Raw genomic sequence first — 21,176 nt, forward strand, 5'->3', positions numbered from 1 at the left:
CCTAGTCCCGGCTGGCGATCTTGGCCAACAGGCGAAGCATCTCGATGTACAGCCAGACGAGCGTCACCATCAGACCGAACGCTCCGTACCATTCCATATATTTCGGTGCGCCCTGTTGCGAGCCGTTCTCGATGAAATCGAAGTCGAGCACGAGGTTAAGCGACGCCACGACGACGATGACGAGGGAAATCCCGATGCCAATCAAGCTGTTGTCGTGCAAATACGGAATCGTGATTCCGAAGAAGCCGAGCACGAAGCTGGCCAGATACAGCAGCATGATGCCCGCTGTCGCCGCGAATACGCCGAGCTTAAAGTTCTCGGTCGCCTTGATGATCCGCGCCTTGTACGCGAGCAGCAGAGCGACGAAGACGCACATCGTCAGCAAGGAAGCCTGCAAAGTAATGCCGTTGTACAGCGACTCGTAGTTGGCGGACAACGCCCCGAGGAAAACACCTTCAAGCGCCGCGTAGACCGGCACCAGATAAGGCGCGGTCGTTGCCTTGAAGCTGATGATCAGCGCGACCGCCAAACCGCCGATCGCTCCTCCGATCATGTACGGAACCACGTTCTGTCCGTTGAAGAACATCGACCACGTCACGAAAGCGGCGCCGAGCAGAATCGCCAGCGTAATGAACGATTTGTTCACCGTGCCGTCTATCGTCATTCGGTCCGTTCCGCCGTAATGTCCCGTTTTCTCGAACGCTTTATCGCTTAAAGTCGGATTCCCGCTGCGTCCAATCATTCCAAACCCACCTTTTCCGTAAGATTATTCCAATTATAGCACTTGTCCCCGTTCGGCTTCCATAGCAAAAGCACTTGAGCCGGCAGCCTCTCTCCAGTACGCGTCTAGGCGATAATCTTCGTCTTCTTCGCGTTCTCCGTCGACCTGTGGATGATTCCGCTAAGCGGACGCTTGAGCGCAAGCGCCAGAATCAGGCTGAGCGCGATGAAGACGACAAGCGCGAGAATATCTTTCAGCGCCGTCTCCCACAGAATACCGCCGACCGCCTCCCTCAGCAGGCTGATCGCGTAAGTGAACGGCATGAACGGGTTCAATGCCTGGAAGAACGGAGAAGTCGTGCTGATCGGGAACGTGCCCCCTGAGCTGGAGAATTGGAACACCATGAACACGATCGCGATGCCTTTACCCACATTGCCGAACACGGACAGCAACGTATACGTGATCGTGACGAATACAAGGCTCACCAGCATGGCGAACAACACGAACTCGGGCGGGTCGGCCACATAAGCGTCCAGAATGAAAATGTCCCCCAGCGTAATGAACAGCGCCTGGCAAAGTCCGATCGTCGCGAAAGTCCCCAAGCGTCCCACGAATAGCTGATACGGTTTATAGCCCTCCCGATTGTCCGGCTCCGTCTTGAGCAAGGAGATGAGCAGCGTCGCGCCGACCCACAGAGACAATACGCAGTAAAAAGGGGACATCGCCGAGCCATAATTCGGAATCGGATATTTGCGGTTCTCCTTGATCAGCACGGGATTAGCCAGAAACTCGCTCTCTTTCCGAATGTCGCCCTTCAGCAGCTTAGCCAGTTCCGCGAAATGGTTGTCCTCCTCCACCTCGCGCAGCTTGTCCGCCGCCGTGCGCACCGCACGTTCCAGCTCCGGTAAGTCGTCCCTGACCAGCCCGGCCACCCGGTGTACGCCGGACTCGATCTCCGGCAGCTTGACGCGAACGAAGTCGGCCAGCTTGGACAGCTCCCGCTCCGCTTCGGGCAGATCGCTGCGAACGAACGCGGCGGCTTGATCGAGCTTTCTTCCGATAGCCGGAAGCTCGTCTCGCACGAACGGAGCCGCGAGGTTAACGGCCTGCTCGAATGCCTCCGCCTTCCGACCGAAAGCTTGCGCCAGCTCGTGCACCTTCTCCCGAATCAGCGGCAGATCCCCTTGCAGCTTATTCAGCTCCCCTTGCCCGAAGTTCAGCCCGGCCTGCGCGTCCGCCAGAATCGCTTCGATGTCAGGAAGCCTTGCCTGCGCGTCGCGCAGCAATTCGGCGGACGTCCCCGCAGCTTCCGTCAGCTTGCCGAGCCCTTGCGCGATCACCGGAACGATCTCGCTGTCGTAACGGGCCAGCACGACGCCCAGCGCCTCGCTCGTCTCCTTGGACAGCGCGTTCAGCCGCTCAACGGGCTCCTTCATCGGAGCTTTGCCGTTCTCCAGCCCGGATGCGATCGCGCCCAGAATTTCCGCCTGCCGGTTCATCCGCTCCGCCGCGGACCGAATGCGCTGCGACGCATCGCTCAGAGGCTGCCCCGGCAAGTAGCCGTTGATCCGCTCCAGCAGTTCCGCCGTCCGCCCGAGCGCTCCGGACGCCGCAGCCAACCGGTCTCGGACCGCGCGCACCTCTTCCGCGGTCGGCAGCTTCTCGGGATCGACGGCGAGCAGCCGACCCGTCAGCAAAGTCACGGAATCGGCGGCTTGCTGCGCCAGCATCAGATTCTGCTTCACGAGCGGAGCAACCGTCTCGAACGCCCCGGCGTTCGCCGCCAGAAACCCGTTAAGCGCGTCCGCGAAAGCGACGCCCTTGCCGGCAATCTCCGCCGCCCGAGGCAGCGCTTCCTGCGCCGCAGCGACGATGTCCATTGCCTGAGCGGCTTTGTCCGAAGCGAGCGCGATCGCTTCCGCGATCCGGTCGAAGTTGCCTTCCAGCCCGGCCACCCGGTCCGCCGCTTGCCGGATCAGCGGCAGCTTCTCCTGGATAGCCAGCACCTCCGAGGCTAACGCTTCGACTTTCGGCCAGTTGCTCTGAAGCTTGAGCAGATGATCCGCGGCTTGTTCGATCTCCGGCAATCGGGCTTCAACTTCCGTAATCATCTGCGCTTTATCCCTTATATCCGGGAGTTTCCCTTCCAGCTCCAGCACTTTCTGCCCGGCTGCCCGAATTTCCGGAAGCTTGCTCTCCAGATCGAAGATGCCTCCCTCGATTTTGCGAATCGTGGGCAATTGCTCTTCGACCTGGACGCCGACCTCCTGAAGCTTCGTCAGCAGAGCCTCGCTGACCGCTTCCGCGAAGCTTTCGTTGATCTGCTCGGCGATCGCGGACACGCCCGAAGACGTAATCTTGGGCGCGACCGCATTGATTTTCTCGTTGACGGTATAGACGACCTCGGGCCTGTCGAGCCGGCCTTGGGCGATTCCCGTAATCCGTTCGGAGAAGTCGACGGGCACGAGAATGCTCGCGTAATACGTTCCCTTATCCACCCCGCGCTCGGCTTCCTCGCGGTCGACGAACGTCCAACCCAGCTTCGGATTGCTCCGCAAATTGTCGACCAGCCCTTCTCCGATGTTCATGCTTCTGTCCAGCACGGTCGCTCCCCGGTCCTCGTTCGTGACCGCGACCTTCACGCCGGAAGTGTTCGCGTACGAGTCCCAGACCGACTTGATGTTCACCCAGCTATACAGGCAAGGAAGCAGGATGATCGCCACAATCAGCAAAATCCCCGTAGGCACCTTGAAAATGTTCAGCCAATCCGTCGAGTAAATTTTCCATATGGCACGCATAGACTTGTCTCCCACCGTTTGCATTCTCATGATGTTCTGACTTATCGTACCATATTTTGCTTCTTTATAACCCGGTCGCCGCAGATCGTTACCCGGAAGCCCCCCGCTCGATCAGATTCCTGGAGGAGAAGGCAAAAAAGAGCAGGAACGCTCCGCACATCGCCGCAATAAACCCGAACCCGCCGAAAATATCGTATTGCGAGGAGTAGTAACCGAATCCCAGCCCGGACAGCATCAGCACGGCGTTTTCCCCCAACGATTGAAAAGATCCCATCGTCGCCCGCATGTCGGAACCGATCCTGTGCTGCAAATACCCCGACGCGATCGGCTCGATCATTCCCGCGAACAAGCTGACGAGAAACAGCGCCGCCAATCCGTCGTAATCCCTGGACCAAGCCAGCCAAGCGAAGCTGACCGTCATCGCGCCCAGAATCGTCAACAGCATCGGCCGCGTGCCGAACCGCTCCAGAAGCTTGTAGGCGAACAGGCTGCCGGGGAGCCGGAGCAGGAAAATCCCCGCCGAGAATACGCCGAACAGAACGACCGGAATGCCCAGCCTGTCGAGGTGCGTCTGCCAGAACTCGTCGACGTAATTGACCGCCGCTCCCATCGTCATGCCCGACAACAGCACGAGAGCGACCCCCGGGTTGGACCGGAAAAAGCGCAGAGAGGTCGTCACATACTCCCCGATCGGAATCGGACGTTCCGGCTTCCGGCTTTCCTGGACGGGTTCGGCCAAAGCGGCCGTCAAGAACAAGGACACGGCCATCGCGCCGAGGGACAGCCAATAGTTGAACTCGAAGCCGAACCGATCGGCCAGCAGGCTTCCGCTTAATGCGGCCAAGATCGTCGCGGCAATGTCCAGCGCGTTTAAGCGGCCCAGGATTTTCTCGAACTCCCGCTCCCTGCGCTCAGCAAGCAGCGTGTCATACAGCAGCGCCGTCTCCGCTCCGCTAGTCGCCGCGTTGCCGATCGCAGCCAGAAACACAACAAGCGCGAAATGCCAAAATTCCGTCGCGAAAACAAGAATCAGAAACTCCAGGCAGCCCATCAGCGCGGTGACGACGATCAGGCGCTTACGTCCCCATTTGTCGGCGATAATGCCCGTCGGCAGCTCGGATAGAACGATGGTCGCGGCGAAAATCATCTCCGCATAGACGACCATCTGGATCGTCATGCCTCTTTGTTCCCAGAACAGTCTCTCTATGACGTAGGCCGGAATCAAGTGTTGAAAAAAGCGAATGGCATACAGTAAATGTACGTTTCCTATGCGCAGCATGGCCGCATTCCTCCTGTTATTCGGTTCGAGTCTATACAAGCTCTCGCCGAATGGAGGGGCGCGCGCGGCGCATCCGGTTAATGATTAACAGGGAGGTCTGGCGTATACCATAGGATCACTCCTTGCTTGTTTGAACTTCTTCGTTGCCTTTATTATACTCTTAGCTGCTTGGCTGCCCAAGCCGTTAGCGGGAAATTGCGAATGCAAATGAACTCCGCCGGCTCCACAAAAAACAAAGCCCCGGAAAAACCGGGGCTTTGTCAAACGAGCTGATCTCCTCGGAAGAGGTGATTTATGCCAGTGGAAACCGTACTCCATCCGCTCCCGTTAAGCAGAAGCCATTGCGTGGGCTTCGAGAGCGAGAAGCTCGGCTTGCCCGCCTTCAACGAACCATTCAGCCTCCATGCCGCTTCCTTCCGGGAAGATCAAGTCGGTCATCGCGATCTCCCCTTCGCCCGCGATAGCCTCGACCGAGCATCGGTCGATGAGCAAGCGAATCTCGACGCTACCGCCTTCGGGCAGCAGCGCGGCTTCGTGCCGGCAAGCGAATTGCGGATGAAAGTCCGCCGCACCCGATGCGGTACGATCGATATACAATGCCTGTTTGCGGGCGTCGTAGCCGATGATCGTCTGGCCGCCGCCAGGATGCCGCAGCCGGATGCCCATGACATCGGCGTCATTCGGCTTCCAGACGGTCCGGATGTCCAGCCCTTCGCCCCTTACGCCCGGAGCGAAGGGCTGACCCGGAACGAGCCGGATATGCCGCCATTGACGGCCGTCCCGCCGCAACCGCAGCAACTCCCGCGCCGGGGATTGGAAGAGGCGGATTCCCTCCTCGCCGCGTCGCAGAGACAGCTCCCGCGGTACGGTCATCGCGCCTCTCCAGCCCTGGGTCGGCGTAAGGTTCGCGTATTTCCAATTGCTCATCCAGCCGATGAGCAGACGTCTTCCGTCCCCGACCGGAACGTCGGACCAGGTCACGCCCGCGTAATTGTCTCGGCCGTGATCGAGCCACAGCACCCGCTCCGGCAATTCATCGTTTGCGAACGTGCGGCCGTCGAACCTTCCGATGAAATATTGCGTTCTCGACCCTTCCGGGCAGTCGGGATGATCGCCGATGCTAACGATGAGCACCCATTTCCTCTCTTCCGATCCTTCCACGGGGAGTTCGAAGAGATCGGGGCATTCCCAGACGCCGTCATGGGAACCCTCTTTTTCTCCGAAGGAGCCCGTATAGGACCATTCGAGCAGATTCGTGGAAACGTAAAATCGTACATGATCGCCAGCGGCAATCACCATCACCCAACGTCGGCTTCCCTCGTGCCAGAAGATTTTCGGATCGCGGAAATCGGGCAGCGGTTCCGAAAGCACCGGATTTCCCGCGTACTTGCTCCAACTCCGCCCCTTATCCCTACTGTAGGCAATGCTCTGTCTCTGCCTGGGGTTGCCGGTTGACGGGTCCGAGTCGTGATGCGTGAAAACCGCGACCAACCCCGAGCCGCCGCCGAACAGCCCCGAAGTGTCCTCTCGATCGACGACCGCACAGCCTGAAAAGACAGCTCCCTGTTCGTCCGGTTCAAGGGCGATCGGAAGATGGCTCCAATGCACGAGATCTCGGCTGACCGCGTGCCCCCAATGCATCGGCCCCCAAGTCATCCCACCCGGGTGATGTTGATAGAACAAATGATACTCGCCCTCATAGTACACCAAACCGTTCGGATCGTTCATCCAATGGGACGGCGGCGTAAAGTGAAACAACGGCCTATACGAATCCTCATGCATCGGCTGCGACACCGTTAATCCCCCTCTGCCCTTCTTGCCTGCGTATTCGTTTACCTGGATGGCTCCAGAATGCCGAATTCGGCGCACCGGACCTCCCCGCTCTCGACGAACAGCCCCGCGCTTCCCGGCTCGAAGTCGTAGGCTCTGGCAGCGAGCGCCGTATCGTTCGCGTAGATGACGATGACGTTGCCGCTTGCGATAATCGTAAGCTCCGCTTCGCGGACGTCGCCGCAATCGAAATACCGCTCTTCGATGAAATGGTGATCGTTGTCGAACTTGTTCGAGCGGTCGAACACAAGCCGCCGGCGCCGGGGCTCGATTCGCACTTGGCACCATTTGTTCAGCTTGTCGCCGGACGTCCGAAGCATGAGGCCGCAAGCGATCGTCTCTTCGGACCAGCTTAGGCGTGCCCGGATCAGGCATTCGGCCGGCATCGGCCCAAGCTCCAGCCAGCCAAAGCCGTAGGGCTCCCTGCCGATCGTCTCTGCATTGACCGTCCATTCGCCGAGCCTAGGCGTCGGCTTCAGCTCCGACATATGCCGGAAATGTCCGCGAATCGTCTCCGGCGGCTTCACGCCGAGCAGCCCGTCATCCCGTTGAATCAGTTCATGCACGAGGACGCTTCCGCCCCACTGATAATGCTGCTTGTCGTCCATGTTCGCCCGAATCGCCTGCCAACCGACCAAGTACCGGCGACTGCCGTCGGACACGGTTTTGGCCGCATAGAAGGCGCGACCGTCGAACATGTCGTCCGGGGCGGGCGTGATCCAAGGCCCCTCTGGGCTGCGAGCCATTCGGTAGCGGGTCTCCCACCAACGCGTATAGTTCGAGAACACCATGTACCACCAATCGCCGATCCGGAACAGATCGTGGCATTCGTGGGTTTCGAACGTCCGCGGCGCGTAAATCGTATCCCCATGACGCCAATGATCCAGATCGTCGGACCGCATCACGTGCGTACAGCCGCCGCGACGGAACAGTCCGTCTTTCTCGGTCGCGGTGACGACCAGCCAATACTCGCCCGCTTCCTCGTTCCGGAACGGTTGCGGATCGCGCCAGTGCAAGTTGCCGTAGCATTGCTTGTCGGGCCTTACGAAAAATCCCGGGTCCTTGCTCCAATCCTTCAGGTCGCTGCTGATCGCGCGCATGAGCACCTGCTCGTTAAGGTCGCCCTCGCGATGGAGGTTGCCCTCGTTGAAGCCGGTATAGTAAAAGTGGAACACGCCGTCCTTCTCGATCACGCCCCCTGTGCCGATATGCCAGTCCTGATCTTCGGGGCTTCCGCAAGCGATTGCCATCCTCGGCTCGCTATATTGGATGAAGTCTGTCGTCGTCACTTCGTAGATCGAATATTTATGCAAATAATAGAGATAAAAGACGCCTTCGTGGTAGAACGGCATAAAGTCGCCGCACGTGTCGAGCCCGAGCATTTTCGGGCGTTCCGTTTCCGGCATGAAAAACAGCTGTCGGTTCCCGCTCATCGTCTTGTTCCTTCCGGTTTGAAATGGTTTCGATCTGCGCTACGGATGTTACTGACCAAACGTTTCAGTATACCACTCGTTGACTTCCGCGGTAATCTGATCTCCTCCGAGCTTATGCCAATCCGCCACGAATTTGTCGAAGTCGGACACCGGCGCGCTTCCCGTAATGATTTTCACGAAGTTCTCCGCCTGAAGCTTGTCCAACGTCGCCCCCTTGCGGCTCATCGTGGCCGTCGGCAGGCCGTACCAGGCCGAATGCTCCATCAGGTCGTTGCTCCGGTAATGGTCGATGACCTTCCACGAGCCTTCGGGACCGAGAAACTTGTAGTAATTCCAGCCGAGCGGATCGCTTTTCTTATCCCGTCCGTTATCGATAAAATGCTTGATCGTGTCGTAGTACCGGATCGCTTCCGGATGAATGTTCTCCCGCTTCTCGGCGCCCTCGATGACCGACTTGATCTGCTGGTAATACATGTTGGGCTTATCCACCGAGGGATCGAGGCCTCCGAACGCATACGCCGCGAAGTTGATGCCCGAATCCGGATCGACCCCGAACTTGTTCAGCGTTTCCAGCGTCGTCGACTTGTTGTTGATTTTCTCCTGGAACAAATTGATGATCTTTAGCAGCGCTTCGGGATGGTGCACATTGGCGCTGATGGCAAAATAGCGCTCCAACGTGACGTGCGTCGCGGGCTTAGCCGGACGTGCGTCGGCGGACACGATCGGCACGGAAATCCATTCCGCGTCGGGGTTGTTCACGATTGAGTCCTTCAGGGTTCCCCAAGGAAGTCCCTCTCTGCCGTATAGAAGGCCGATTTTCCCGGAGGCAATATCTTCCCCGACTTTCTTCCAGTCCTTGACCCCGAACTCCACATCGATCAGATCTTCCTTGAACATCTCGCGCAGTTTAGCCAAGGCTTCTTTCATGCCGGGTCGGACCGCCCCGTATGCGATTTTGCCGTCCTCTCCTTTCACCCACGCCTTGGCATACGCGTGGTAGGCGGCCAGAAACCCCTCGAAGCTGCCCGTTCCGCTTTCCAAATCCTTCTGGAAGCCGATGCCGAACGTATTCTTGACTCCGTCGCCGTCCGGATCGTCGTTGCGAAAAGCTCGGGCAATTCGGATGACGTCGTCTAAAGTCCGCGGCTCGGACAAGCCCAGCTTCTTCAGCCAGTCGGCACGGATCCAGATCATATCGGCCGTACCGTCCGAACCTCCCGTCTGCGGTATGCCGTACAATTTGCCTTCTACGTAGGCGGTTTTCAACTGCATTCCGCCGTCCGCATTCAGGGTGGACTTTAGCGTGTCGGACGCGTACTTGTCGAAGTACGGCGTCAGATCGGCCAGCTTGCCCGCTTTGGCCAAGGCGAAGTAATCCTTCGCCGGCAGCGTCATGAGGTCCGGCAGATCATTCGAGGCGATCGTCATCGTCACCTTCTGCTGGAAGCCGTCTCCGGCCACCGCCCAGTCATAATGCAGCTTGATGCCCAGCTCTTCCAGGTAGGCTCTCGTCCATACGTTGTTGCCGATATCCTCTCCCGGCAAGAATCGTTCGTCACCGTACAGGTTTTTCATCGCGGACAGTTCGATCGGAGGATCGTATTTGCCCAAAGGCCCATCTTCCCCGGCGACCGGCTTAGCCGCCTCTCCCGAAGCTATGGAAGGCTCCGACTGCCGAGCTTCTTCTTGTTTGCCCGAACATCCCGACACTACCGACGCCAGCATGGCGGCCGTCAGCAGTAATGCCCACTTGTTTGACCCTTTTTTCGCCATTCTGCTATCCCCTTTATCTCTTATGTGATGATTATCCTTTCACGCTTCCCAACAGCATGCCTTTGACGAAAAAGCGCTGCAGGAACGGATAGACGAACAAAATCGGAACCGTACAAGCGAAGATCATGGCGGAACGCAGCGAGCGGCCCGTCAATTCCAACAAGGACGGATTGTTCGCGAGCGAAGCGGAACCGAGCTGCGATAGGTCCAGGTTCGTCACGATCGTTTGCAGATAAGTCATTAGCGGGTATCGGTCCGGGAGGTTCATATAAATGAGCCCGTCGAACCAAGCATTCCAATGGCCGACCAGAATGAATAGCGTCACGGTCGCCAGGGAGGGCAGCGACAACGGGAGATAGACGCTCGCGAGAGAGCGAAGCCAGCCCGCTCCGTCCGTCAAGGCCGCTTCCTCGATTTCTTTGGGAATGCCGCGGAAGAAATTCAGCATGAGCAATACGTAAAACATCTGAACCGCTTCGGGCAGGATCAGCGACCAGACCGAATTGATCAGTCCAAGTTCGTTGACGACCAGATAAGTCGGAATCAGCCCGCCGCTGAACACCATCGTCACCAAGAAAAACCAGACATAAACCCCCCGGAACCTGAACACGTTCTTTTCTTTGGACAGCGGATACGCGACGAGTATCGTCAAGCCGATATTGACCGCCCAGCCCAGCGCCACCCTTTCAACGGTCATGCTCAGGGATTTGTAGAACTGCGGATTGTCGAACACGTACCGGTACGAGGCCAACGTAAACTCCTTGGGCCAAAGGCCGACCAGATTGGCCTCCACGACGGAGCGCGAGCTGAAGGACACGGCGATCAGATTGATGACGGGCACCAGGCACAGAAACGAGGTTGCGGCCAATATCGCGACGTTGAATACTACGAAGACTTTTCTGGATAGTGAGGATTTCATCGTTCGTCCCCCCCTTTTTTCGTCCTAATGGATTTTAGAAAACACGGTAACCAGCCAGCTTGTCGGCGAGCCGGTAGCCGGACACGATCAGGACGAAAGAGACGGCCGACTTGAACAGTCCTACCGCGGTAGCCGGTCCGAATTGAACGTCGACAATCCCGATCCGGTACACCAGCGTATCTAGAATGTCCCCGGTGCTGTACACCTGCGGGCTGTACAGATTGAAGACTTGATCGAATCCCGCCTGCAGCACGTTGCCGATGCCAAGCACGGTGAGCAGGATCATAACCGGAGCCAGCGCCGGGACGGTAACATGAAGCGTCTGCTTCCATCTTCCCGCTCCGTCGATAATCGCCGCCTCATACTGGGTCTGGTCGATATTCGTAATCGCAGCCAAATAGATGATCGTCCCCCAGCCGAATTCCTTCCACACGTCGGTAACGACCAGCGTGTACGGGAAGGAGGCCGGATCGCCCAAGAAAAAGACAGGCTTGATCCCCATGCTGCTCAGCACGTTATTAACGATACCCGAGGACGGCGACAGGATGTCGATGAGGACGCCCGCGAGCGCCACCCAGGACAGAAAATGCGGCAAATACATGACGGTTTGCACGGATCGCTTGAAGACGCGTCCGCCCAATTCGTTGAGCAGAAGCGCGAACGCGACGGGCACGATCAGATTGCCCGCGATTTTCATCGTGGCGATGAAAATCGTGTTCCAGAGTACGCCCCCGAAGCCGGGCAACCCGAAAATATAGGTGAAGTTGTCCCAGCCGACCCATTCCTGCCGATAGAAGCTTTCTACCGGATTGTAGTCCATGAACGCGATCGAGATGCCGCCGATGGGAATATACTTAAACAGGATCGTAATGACGACCGCGGGCAGCAACATCAGATGGAACGGCATTTCCTTGAGCGTTTTTTTTCTTGTTCTCAGTCCTCCCCGATTCATTGGGTTCACCTCACTTTGCATGGAATGACGTCTTTCCGTCTTTTATTATGAAACCACTTACATGGGCTCGTACATTCAACAATAGCGACCTTTGCTGTCATTTCTTTACCTTGCCGCAAAAAAATAAACCCCTCTCGAAGAGGGGAGCAAAGCTAGAATGGTCGATCCCGATACTCCTGCGGCGTTTGTCCGACCGACGATTTGAACGTTTTGACGAAATAGGTGGGATTGTCGTAGCCGCATTTGGCCGCGATCTCGTAGATTTTCAACCGTGTCCCGGAAAGTAAGGATTTGGCCAGCTCTATCCGGCATTCCGAGATGTATTCGTGCAGCCCTACGCCCGCGTGCTTCTTGAACAGGCGGGAAAGATAGGTCGGGTTGAAGCCGGTAGCCTGAGCCAGCGCAGACAAAGACAAGTCCGAGGACAGGCGATGGTGAATATGCTCCTTGATGCGGCCGACCGTCGCTTCGGCGCTCGGCGGCTTGCGTTCCTCGTCCAGCCTGCCCAGCCGACGGGCGATCGCGAGCAAATAATCGGCTTTCTCCTGCCATCCGGAGAGACGGTCCGGAGCGAACAGCAGCGACAGGTCGATCTCGGGCGTGAGAAGCGGCATCCGTTTCGACCGGTTCAGATGAGACAAGATCGCGCGAGCAACCGCCAAATACAGCTCGAGCGCCTGGAAGGACTGGGGATATCGAACTTTGCGCAACGACGCGCACAGCAGCTCCATCTCGCTCTCGAACCGATGGTACTGCCCTTGCTCCAGGTACAGCTCCAAAACATCGATCTTGCGGTACAGAGTGGCAAGCATCGTAGACAAATCGTGCTCTTCCTCCGACGTCATCCTCTCTTCGCGAAAGTCCCCTTCTACGACGATGCCCTCCCGTTCGGCAAGCGCGTGATTGGAGAACGCCCTCTTCAATGCTTCGTATTTGGCGTGAACCTCAATCCAACCGACTGGCCCGGAGGCGACCGCGAAGGATAACACGCAGCCAGTCTGTTCCTTGAGTGCAGCCCGGGCATGCTCAAGCAGATGAACGAGCCGCGAGGAACGGTCGTCCGGCTCCCCTTCGAGCGCGACATACCAGAGAAAATCCTGAGAATGGGTCACGCTAGCGATCAGCTCAGGCCGCAGGTGGTGATCCAGCAGACGCTCGACGACCGACTGAACCGTCTTGTCGTTCGGCACTTCGGTGCCGCCGCCTACGACGCGTCCGAGCAGCAGAACGACCCTCTGCTTTGGACTCAGCTCTTCGCCGATGCCGGCCAACGCCTCTTCCAGCTTCACCGGATCGGTCAGATTGCCTACCGCCGCATCGAGCAGAAACCGGTGCCGCGCGCTAGGGAGCACGGCGGACAGCCGGGAACTGACTTCAAAGTATTCTTCCGATTGCCGCCGCTCCCGCTCCATCCGTTCGATGGCGCTCTTGACCGTCTGGACCACCTTGCCGTCCCCTTCCGTCTTGAGGATATAATCGACGGCCTCCTGCTTGATCGCCTGATACGCATATTCGAAATGGTCGTAGCCCGACAAGAAAATGAGCTTGACCTCCGGGTTTATCGCCTTGAGCTTTTCCGCCATCTCCAATCCCGACATCTCGGGCATTCGTATATCGGAAAGCACGATGTCCGCGGAATCCTGCTCAAACTGCCGCAAAGCGGCAGACACCGTATACGCAGTCCGTACATCCAATTGAAGCTGCGTCTCTTCCTCGAAGAGGAATTTCAGCCCATCCGCGATAATCGGTTCATCGTCCACGATCAGCAAAGTATAGTGCCGCTCCCCCATAGCTGCTCCCCCTCTTCCAAATTCGGTATCGATATGGCCACGCATAGTCCGCCCAGTGCCGACCGGGACACTCGAAGCCCCGACTGGCCGTCAAAGTAAATGCGCAGCCGCTTGTCGATGTTCGTAAGCGCCGACACCTCGCCGTTCGGCCCGCCCTCCCCGAGCAGCGCATCGATTCGCTCCAACGCCTCATCTTCGATTCGGCCGCTGTTTTCCACCAGGATCACGAGACAGCCTTGGCGCCGCTCGAAGCCTACGCGCAGCCGGCCGGGCTCGTCCGGGGTCACGTGCTCGAAGACGTAGTTGAACACGTTTTCCAGCAAGGGCTGCAAAATAAGGCGCGGCAAGCGCACTTGCGCCCATTCTTTCGGAAGCTCGCCGAATTCGGTGACGATCCTGTCCCTGAACCGATAGCTTTGGATCGCCGCGTACACTTTCGCGTGCCCGAATTCTTCCGAGAGCCTCTTATCGTCCTGCCCGTCCCTCGTAATGTACTCGAAAAATTTGCCCAGATGCTCACAGAAGGTAATGCTGTTCTCATAGTCCTTCATCTTGATCATCCGGTACAAGACGTAATAGCTGTTGTAGATGAAATGAGGGTTGATCTGGGCCTGAAGCTGCTTCAGCTTCGCGTGGCTGAGCAGCAGTTGATGCTTCAGATCGTTCTCCACCAAAGCGTCGATGCGGCTGACCATGTCGTTAAAACAACGGTACAAGGACACAAAAGGTCCGTTGCCCGCGATCTGGATCCGATGCTTCAGATTGCCGTTCCTGACCTGCCAGAAGGCGTCCTCCAGCAAGATTTTCAATGGATAATAAGCGCCCCGATAGGAAAAGAGAACCCCGATCCCTATCAGCAACAGGACGACGCCTAGAAAGCAATATAGAATAACAAAGGTTCGGTTCATCAGCCCTTCGTTCACATTGTCGATATACAACCAATACAGATCGGCGTTTAGCGCGTTGGACGTGCTTGCGATCAGCTTGTACGATTCGTCGCGAAGCAGCTCGCCCTTCGAGATTCTGTCGCTTTCCGGCAGCCGAATCTTCGAAGAGTTTTCCGTCCGGGACAGGATCTGGCCGCTTCCCAGATCGACGAGCACGACGACGTCCTCGTTCGTCAACTGCGCGTACTCCAGATTCTGAACGATCGCTTCCTTATCCAGCTCGACGACCAGCAGACAGTCCGTGTCCGCTCCAGTCGATCCGGCATCGGTTGTCAGCGCTTCCACCATGAGCAGGCGTCCCTTGTCGGAAAATAGCAAGCCGTGCCCCACATAGCGGCCAACCATCGAATCCCATCGCTTCCGGTCGAGCGGATCGATGCCGTCCGACCCGATCGACCGTTCGATCGAGCGAAAATAAAGGGAGACGTCAGCAACCAGTCGGCTGCTGCCGCGAAGCGTATCGAGCTCTTTCTTGACTCCCTCGATCATCCGGTAGCGATCGAAGACGGAAGCGGTTTCGTAAAAGTACCGGATTTGATCCACGTTCTCGTTCAACATGACCCTGTACTGCATTTGTTTGATCGAGCCGATTTCCTTCTCGAAGCTGTCGGTGACGAACCGCAGCCTGTCCACTTGCTTATCGTGAATGACTGCAGAATAATATTGCTGGCTGCGCCAGAACAGAAGCGAGCCGAACAGGATGCTGACGACGAGCAGCGCCGCCGCGAAAATCAATATTCGTCTGTAAACCAATTTGAATACCAGCCGTTCGCTTTGCCGCTCCGTCTGCGACAGCATGCGCCCCACTCCCTCTTGTCCTTCGAAACACACTAGCTATCGTAACGCCTGACGGAGCATTCATCAAGCCGAGGGGAAGCGGGATTATTTAACACCAGATCTCTTCGCTCATTCGTACCCCTCCAAGTTTCTGCGATACAGACGGGAAGGACGGTGCCCGGCCTTTCCGTATAATGGTCCGTCCCGGCGACGAGATCGGCCACTTTGCGCCGGAAGGCTGATCTACTACGACTTGATCGAGCCGCCGCCATTATCGCCGGCGTCGTATTCACGCAAATCAGGCTGTTCCCGTCGTCACGAGGAGCCAGACGCTCTCCCCCGCGAGGAGATCGCTTTAACGTCCGCTTGCGCGTCGGGCTCGGTCCCCAGCGGCTCCAAGAAGTCCTTTCCCGGGCTACCCGATATCCTCCGCGGCCGCCCGCCCCGCCGTCCTTCCCGAGAAGAGGCAGCCGCCGAGGAACGTGCCTTCCAGCGCCCGGTAGCCGTGCATGCCGCCGCCCCCGAACCCGGAAGCCTCTCCGGCCGCGTAGAGACCGGGAACCGGCTGGCCGTCCGCTCCGAGCGCCCGCCCGGACAAGTCCGTCTGCAGACCGCCCAGCGTTTTGCGGCTGACGATATGCAGACGAACGGCGATCAGCGGGCCGTTCTTCGGGTCGAGCAGCTTGTGCGGACGCGCCACGCGAATGAACTTATCTCCTTTGTAGTGCCGCGCTCCGCGGAGCGCGGTTATCTGCAGGTCTTTCGTAAACGAGTTGTCCATCTCCCTGTCCCGGGCCAGCACCTGCCTCTCGATCTCCTCGAAGCCGAGCAGCCCTTCTCCCGTCAGCCTGTTCATCCCGGTCACCAGTTCCCCGAGATTGCCCGCCACGACGAAGTCCTCGCCCTTATCCAGAAAAGCCTGCACGGGGGCCGTAGGCCCCGGAAGCACCCGGGACAGCACCTGCCTTACGCTCTTGCCCGTCAGATCCGGATTCTGTTCCGAACCGGAGAGCGCGAACTCCTTCTCGATAATCTTCTGCGTCAATATAAACCAGGAATAGTCGTAGCCCGTGCGCCGCAGCGTCTCCAGTGTCCCGAGCGTGTCGAAGCCGGGGAAGTTGGGCGCCGGCAGTCTCCTGCCCCTCGCATCGAGCCATAGGGAAGAAGGTCCGGGAAGAATGCGAATGCCGTGGCTCGGCCAGATCGGGTTCCAGTTCCGGATGCCTTCCGTGTAGTGCCACATCCGGTCGCGATTCACGATGCGTCCCCCCGCCTCCTCGGCGATGCCGAGCATTCGCCCGTCGACATGGGCGGGAACGCCGGACAGCATCTGCTTCGGAGGCTGCCCGAGCCGGGCCGGCCAATTCGCCCGCACGAGATCGGGGTTGCCGCCGATGCCGCCGCTCGTGACGAGCACCGCCCGCGCGTAGCACTCGAACTCTCCGACGATCTCGCGGGAGCTGGCCTCCCCTCTGGCCGCATCGCTCTCGACGAGCACGGAACCGCTTACACCGACGACCGCGCCTTGCTCGCGAATCAGGCGATCGACGCGATGACGAGGCAGATAGACGATCCTGCCGCCGTCCCGATGTTCGCGAACGCGCCGCTCGAACGGGGCGACGATGGCCGGCCCCGTCCCCCATACGATATGGAACCTGGGCACGGAATTGCCGTGGCCCTCGGCCAAGTACCCGCCTCTCTCCGCCCAGCCAACGATCGGGAAGAAGCGTACGCCCATGCCGTGGAGCCAAGCCCTCTTCTCGCCGGCGGCGAAATCGACGTAGGCTTCCGCCCACTTCCGTCCCCAGTGGTCTTCATCGGCTCTGTCGAACTCCGCGGAGCCCATCCAATCCTGCAAGGCCAGCTCCTTCGAATCTTTGACGCCCAGACGGCGCTGCTCCGGGGAATCTACCAGAAACAGCCCTCCGAAAGACCACCACGCCTGCCCCCCGAGCGACGCTTCCGGCTCCTGGTCGAGCAGCAGCGTTTTCTTCCCCTTGTCGGCAAGCTCGGCGGCTGCGACCAATCCCGCCAGTCCCGCTCCCACCACGATCGCATCGAATTCCCTCTCCATGGACCATCCTCCTATTGGCGATTATTGCGCTTATTCAAGGTGATCGGATCGTCATGATGCGCCATCGTTCTTCTTCAACCCTTCCCGGATGAAGTCTGCCAGCAGATCGATTTTGCCGATGTTGCCGTCGGTATTGTTCAGGACCAGATCGCATTCGGCCAATGCCGCGATCTCCTGCTCGTATGAGCTCAACCGGACGCGAATCTCCTCCGATCCGTGACCTCTCGCCTCAAGCCGCCTTCGGCATTCCTCCTTGCCCGACTTCACGCCGATCAGCAGCGTCCTGTCCCGGAACAGCTTCCGCAGCTTGCCCGCCCCGGCCTGATCCAGAATGACGGAACGCGCGACTCCTCCGCGAATGACGTCCTCCGCGAGCTGCAAGGGCGTCCCGTACAAATTACCGTGATATTCCGTCATCTCTACCATTTGTCCCCGGTCATGCAGGCGCTGCATCTCCGACCGGCTCTTGAAGAAGTAATCTATTCCGTCGGTCTCCCCATCGCGCGCTTGGCGCGACGTCCACGTGACGATCCGGGGCAGCCCGAGCCGCGCCTGGATCGTGCTTTTGCCGGAGGCGCTCGGCCCCTGAAGCACTACAAGCGATATCGACATATTGGCCTCCCCTAACGTTAATTCTTATCTCTTCCACTATACAATCTTTTCCGGCGAAATGCAGGTAATGAAAGGAATCGAATCGGGCAAAAAGGAGAAACGGGAGGAACCGTCGAATGATTACGTACTATGAGGCCAATACACGATTCCAAGTTGCTTAAATCCGCCGCGGCGGTCGGCTTGTTTCTCGCATTCCTGCTCGGATTACGATGGTTCTGGTCCGAAATTTTCTTCACTCCGCAGCACCCGAGCCCGGTTCAGGGCACGCTCGATCTGCGGGGCTGGGACTTTAGCGCCAATCCCTCTATTCCGCTTGACGGAGAGTGGACGTTCTACCCTTCGGCTCTGGTCGACCGCGATAACGAAGCGATGCAGCCCCACAGCGCGCGCAGATTCATTCCGGTTCCGGCAAGATGGAAGAAAGTCGGAATAGAAGGCTTCGACGGCGCCTACGGCTATGGGACGTACAAGCTGCGCATTCTGATCGATCCGGATCCCGAGCTGGATCTCAGCTTCTGGTTTAGGGGCGTCTCGACCTCTTCCCGCGTGGAAATCAACGGCGGCAAGCCCGAAGAATTCGGCAAGGTGGGATCGAGCAGGGAGACCTATGTCCCCGACGAGAGAACGTATATGCTTACCTATGAAACGAAGGGCGTCGAAGAGATCGCAATGTTCGTGCAAGCGGCCAACTTCGATCATTTCTCCAGAAGCGGAATCGCCCGAACTATCCGGATCGGCGGCCAGGACGCCGTCGATACCGAACGCTGGTACTCGATCGGCTTTCAGCTCGTCACCTTCGCGATCCTGCTCGTGCACGGCCTGTACTCCTGCATCCTGTTCGCGTTCAGCCGCCGGGAAAAAGAATTTCTGATCTTCGCGCTGCTGCTCTTCGCGGCCGGCATGACGGTCGTCACTTCCGATGAAATTATTTTGCTTAACTGGCTGCCGATCAACTATACGTGGATGATCAAAATCCGGCTTCTCTCATATACGTCGCTATCCGTGCTTATTCTGATAATGGGTAGAATTTTCGCGGGACGCACAGGGAAATCCGCGGTATACCGGATTTTCTTCGGATCGTTCATCGTCTACGCGCTGTTCGTCTTGCTGGCGGACGTTAGGCTTGTCAGCTTCAGCTACTGGCTCAGGATCATGACCTTTTATTATACGGTGCCTCTGGCGGCATTCACCTGGATCACCATAAAGATGATGCTTGAGCGCAAAAAAGACGTCATCTACCTGCTTCTTGCCATCGTCAGCGTGCTGTCCAGCGTCATCTGGGGCATCATCGATTCCTCCAAGGACAGTACGACCGTCTATTACCCGATCGATATTATTGTTGCCATCATGGCGTTCTCGGCTTACTGGTTCAAGCGTTACTTCAGGAACGCCGAGGAGAATGCTCGTCTGAACGTCCAGCTCCGGGAAGCCGACAGGCTGAAGGATCAGTTTCTGGCCAACACCTCTCACGAGCTGCGGACTCCGCTTCACGGCATGATCAATGTCGCTCGCAGCGTCGTAGAGCGGGAGCAGCCGTCGCTCGGCAAGCGCAGCGTCGAGGACATGGAGCTGTTGATCACGGTCGGGCGGAGGATGTCGCACTTGCTCGACGACTTGCTGGACGTAGCCAGGCTGCAGGAGAAAAGGATCGTTCTGAGGCAAGAGCCGCTATCCGTCGCTTCAGTCGTTTCCGGCGTCGCTGCAATGCTCCGTTTCATGGCCGAAGGCAAGCCCGTCCGTCTGGAGACCGAAATTCCCGAGACGCTGCCCCGCGTGATGGCTGACGAGAAAAGAATGGTGCAAATCTTGTTCAACCTGCTGCATAACGCCTTGAAATTTACGGACGAAGGAACGGTGAGGGTATCGGCTGCCGCCGAAAACGGGCAAATCGTCATTCGCGTCAGCGACACCGGAGCCGGGATGGACGAAGCGACGCGCCAGCGGGTATTCCTTCCTTACGAGCAAGGAAGCCTCGGCATGAACGAAGCTGGAGGCATCGGGCTTGGCTTAAGCATCTCGAAGCAGCTCGTGGAGCTCCATGGCGGAGATTTGACCGTAAGCTCCGAACCGGGCGTCGGTTCCGTGTTCCGCTTCTCGTTGCCGATCGCCGATTCGCCGGCCGTCGATTCGTCGGCGCTGGCCGTCCGACGCGGCATCGCGGACGAAGGTTACCGGGAAACGGCCGCAGCCCTCTTGAGCGAGACGATACCGGAACCTTCGGCTTCCGCCGCTTCACCGGGAGTCTTCGAAGCCGGCTATGCCAACATCCTTGCCGTGGACGACGACGCGATCAACCTGAAAGTGCTTGTCGGCATTCTCGCGAACGAACCGTATAACATCGTCACCGCGACTTCCGCCCGCGAAGCGCTGGAACGGCTCGGTTCCCATACATGGGATCTGATCGTCGCGGACGTGATGATGCCTCAGATGTCCGGTTACGAGCTGACCGAGAAAATCCGGGAGCGGTTCTCGATGTCGGAGCTCCCCGTCCTGCTGCTCACCGCTCGCAGCGGACCCGCCGACATTCAGGCCGGTTTTCTTGCCGGGGCCAACGACTACGTTACCAAACCGGTGGAAGCCACGGAGCTGAAATACCGCATTCGGGCGCTGACGACGCTGAAGCAATCCGTGAGCGAACGACTGCGCATGGAAGCCGCGTATTTGCAAGCGCAGATTCATCCCCACTTCCTGTTCAACGCCCTGAACTCGATCATGGCGTTAAGCGACGAAGATACGGCCAAGATGCGCAGACTGGGGGACGCCTTCACCTCGTACTTAAGAATCAGCTTCGACTTTCTCAATGCAGGCAAACTCGTCGAGCTGTCTCATGAGTTGGAACTTGTCCGCTCTTATCTGTATATCGAGAAGGAACGGTTCGAAGATAAGCTGAACATCGTCTGGGAAGTCGAACCGAACATGAGACTGACGCTGCCCCCGCTCACGATTCAGCCTTTGGTGGAAAACGCGGTTCGGCATGGGATCTTCGGACAGATTCGAGGAGGAACCGTGCAGATTCGCATTGTCCGTCAAGACGGCACCGCGCTGATCGAGGTTTCCGACGACGGAGTCGGAATGGACGACGACAAATTAAGCCGCTTGCTGGATTGGGCGGATCGGAGCAAAGGGATCGGACTGTCCAACACGAACCGAAGATTAACCCAGCTGTACGGGCAAGGCTTGTTCATCCGGAGCCGCCCCGGCGAAGGAACGACCGTTTCGTTCCTCGTTCCGGAGCGGAGTTAACACGTACGCGAAAGGCCCTCGTGTTCCG

Annotated in this window: 13 protein-coding genes; 1 reads left to right on the forward strand and 12 read right to left on the reverse strand. The window is 58.2% G+C overall.

From position 1 onward, the window contains the following. Window position 1: 1 nt before the first annotated feature. The 12 genes from ACESLM_RS16115 to ACESLM_RS16170 form a co-directional block, all read right to left on the reverse strand. The gene (locus tag ACESLM_RS16115; RefSeq protein WP_372632604.1) at window positions 2–742 is read right to left on the reverse strand and encodes a Bax inhibitor-1/YccA family protein; all 741 of its coding nucleotides are present in this window, start codon (window positions 740–742) and stop codon (window positions 2–4) included. Between the two features lie 104 nt (window positions 743–846). Continuing rightward, entirely contained in the window at window positions 847–3,519 is a 2,673-nt protein-coding gene (locus ACESLM_RS16120; protein WP_372632605.1) for a YhgE/Pip family protein, read from the reverse strand. An 88-nt stretch (window positions 3,520–3,607) separates the two neighbouring features. Further along, window positions 3,608–4,798 (reverse strand): MFS transporter, encoded by a 1,191-nt coding sequence (locus ACESLM_RS16125; protein ID WP_372632606.1) that lies wholly within the window; start codon window positions 4,796–4,798, stop codon window positions 3,608–3,610. A gap of 327 nt (window positions 4,799–5,125) precedes the next feature. Beyond that, the gene (locus ACESLM_RS16130) at window positions 5,126–6,667 is read right to left on the reverse strand and encodes a glycoside hydrolase family 32 protein (protein WP_372632607.1); all 1,542 of its coding nucleotides are present in this window, start codon (window positions 6,665–6,667) and stop codon (window positions 5,126–5,128) included. After that, on the reverse strand, window positions 6,631–8,061 hold the full coding sequence (locus ACESLM_RS16135; RefSeq protein ID WP_372632608.1) for a glycoside hydrolase family protein: 1,431 nt from the start codon (window positions 8,059–8,061) through the stop codon (window positions 6,631–6,633). Before ACESLM_RS16135 ends, ACESLM_RS16130 begins: the two co-directional genes overlap by 37 nt. 48 nt (window positions 8,062–8,109) lie before the next feature. Continuing rightward, window positions 8,110–9,834: an extracellular solute-binding protein gene (locus ACESLM_RS16140; protein ID WP_372632609.1), complete on the reverse strand. Its 1,725-nt coding sequence runs from the start codon at window positions 9,832–9,834 to the stop codon at window positions 8,110–8,112. Window positions 9,835–9,865: 31 nt separating this feature from the next. Then, complete coding sequence (locus ACESLM_RS16145) at window positions 9,866–10,753, reverse strand: carbohydrate ABC transporter permease (RefSeq protein WP_372632610.1); 888 nt, start codon at window positions 10,751–10,753, stop codon at window positions 9,866–9,868. Window positions 10,754–10,787: 34 nt separating this feature from the next. Further along, window positions 10,788–11,705 (reverse strand): ABC transporter permease, encoded by a 918-nt coding sequence (locus ACESLM_RS16150; RefSeq protein ID WP_372632612.1) that lies wholly within the window; start codon window positions 11,703–11,705, stop codon window positions 10,788–10,790. A gap of 152 nt (window positions 11,706–11,857) precedes the next feature. Further along, a complete protein-coding gene (locus tag ACESLM_RS16155; RefSeq protein ID WP_372632613.1) occupies window positions 11,858–13,495 on the reverse strand; it encodes a response regulator in 1,638 nt (545 codons plus the stop codon). Continuing rightward, window positions 13,468–15,240 (reverse strand): sensor histidine kinase, encoded by a 1,773-nt coding sequence (locus tag ACESLM_RS16160; protein WP_372632614.1) that lies wholly within the window; start codon window positions 15,238–15,240, stop codon window positions 13,468–13,470. Before ACESLM_RS16160 ends, ACESLM_RS16155 begins: the two co-directional genes overlap by 28 nt. 394 nt (window positions 15,241–15,634) lie before the next feature. Continuing rightward, window positions 15,635–17,293 carry an FAD-binding dehydrogenase gene (locus tag ACESLM_RS16165; RefSeq protein WP_372632615.1) on the reverse strand — a complete coding sequence of 553 codons (1,659 nt, stop codon included), beginning with the start codon at window positions 17,291–17,293 and terminating at the stop codon, window positions 15,635–15,637. Window positions 17,294–17,344: 51 nt separating this feature from the next. Then, entirely contained in the window at window positions 17,345–17,905 is a 561-nt protein-coding gene (locus ACESLM_RS16170) for a guanylate kinase (protein WP_372632616.1), read from the reverse strand. A 129-nt stretch (window positions 17,906–18,034) separates the two neighbouring features. Between ACESLM_RS16170 and ACESLM_RS16175 the strand changes: the two genes are divergently transcribed. Then, the gene (locus ACESLM_RS16175) at window positions 18,035–21,148 is read left to right on the forward strand and encodes a hybrid sensor histidine kinase/response regulator (RefSeq protein ID WP_372632617.1); all 3,114 of its coding nucleotides are present in this window, start codon (window positions 18,035–18,037) and stop codon (window positions 21,146–21,148) included. Window positions 21,149–21,176: the final 28 nt, after the last annotated feature.

The sequence above is a fragment of the Cohnella sp. genome (assembly GCF_041641335.1).
In the GTDB taxonomy this organism is placed as follows: domain Bacteria; phylum Bacillota; class Bacilli; order Paenibacillales; family Paenibacillaceae; genus Cohnella.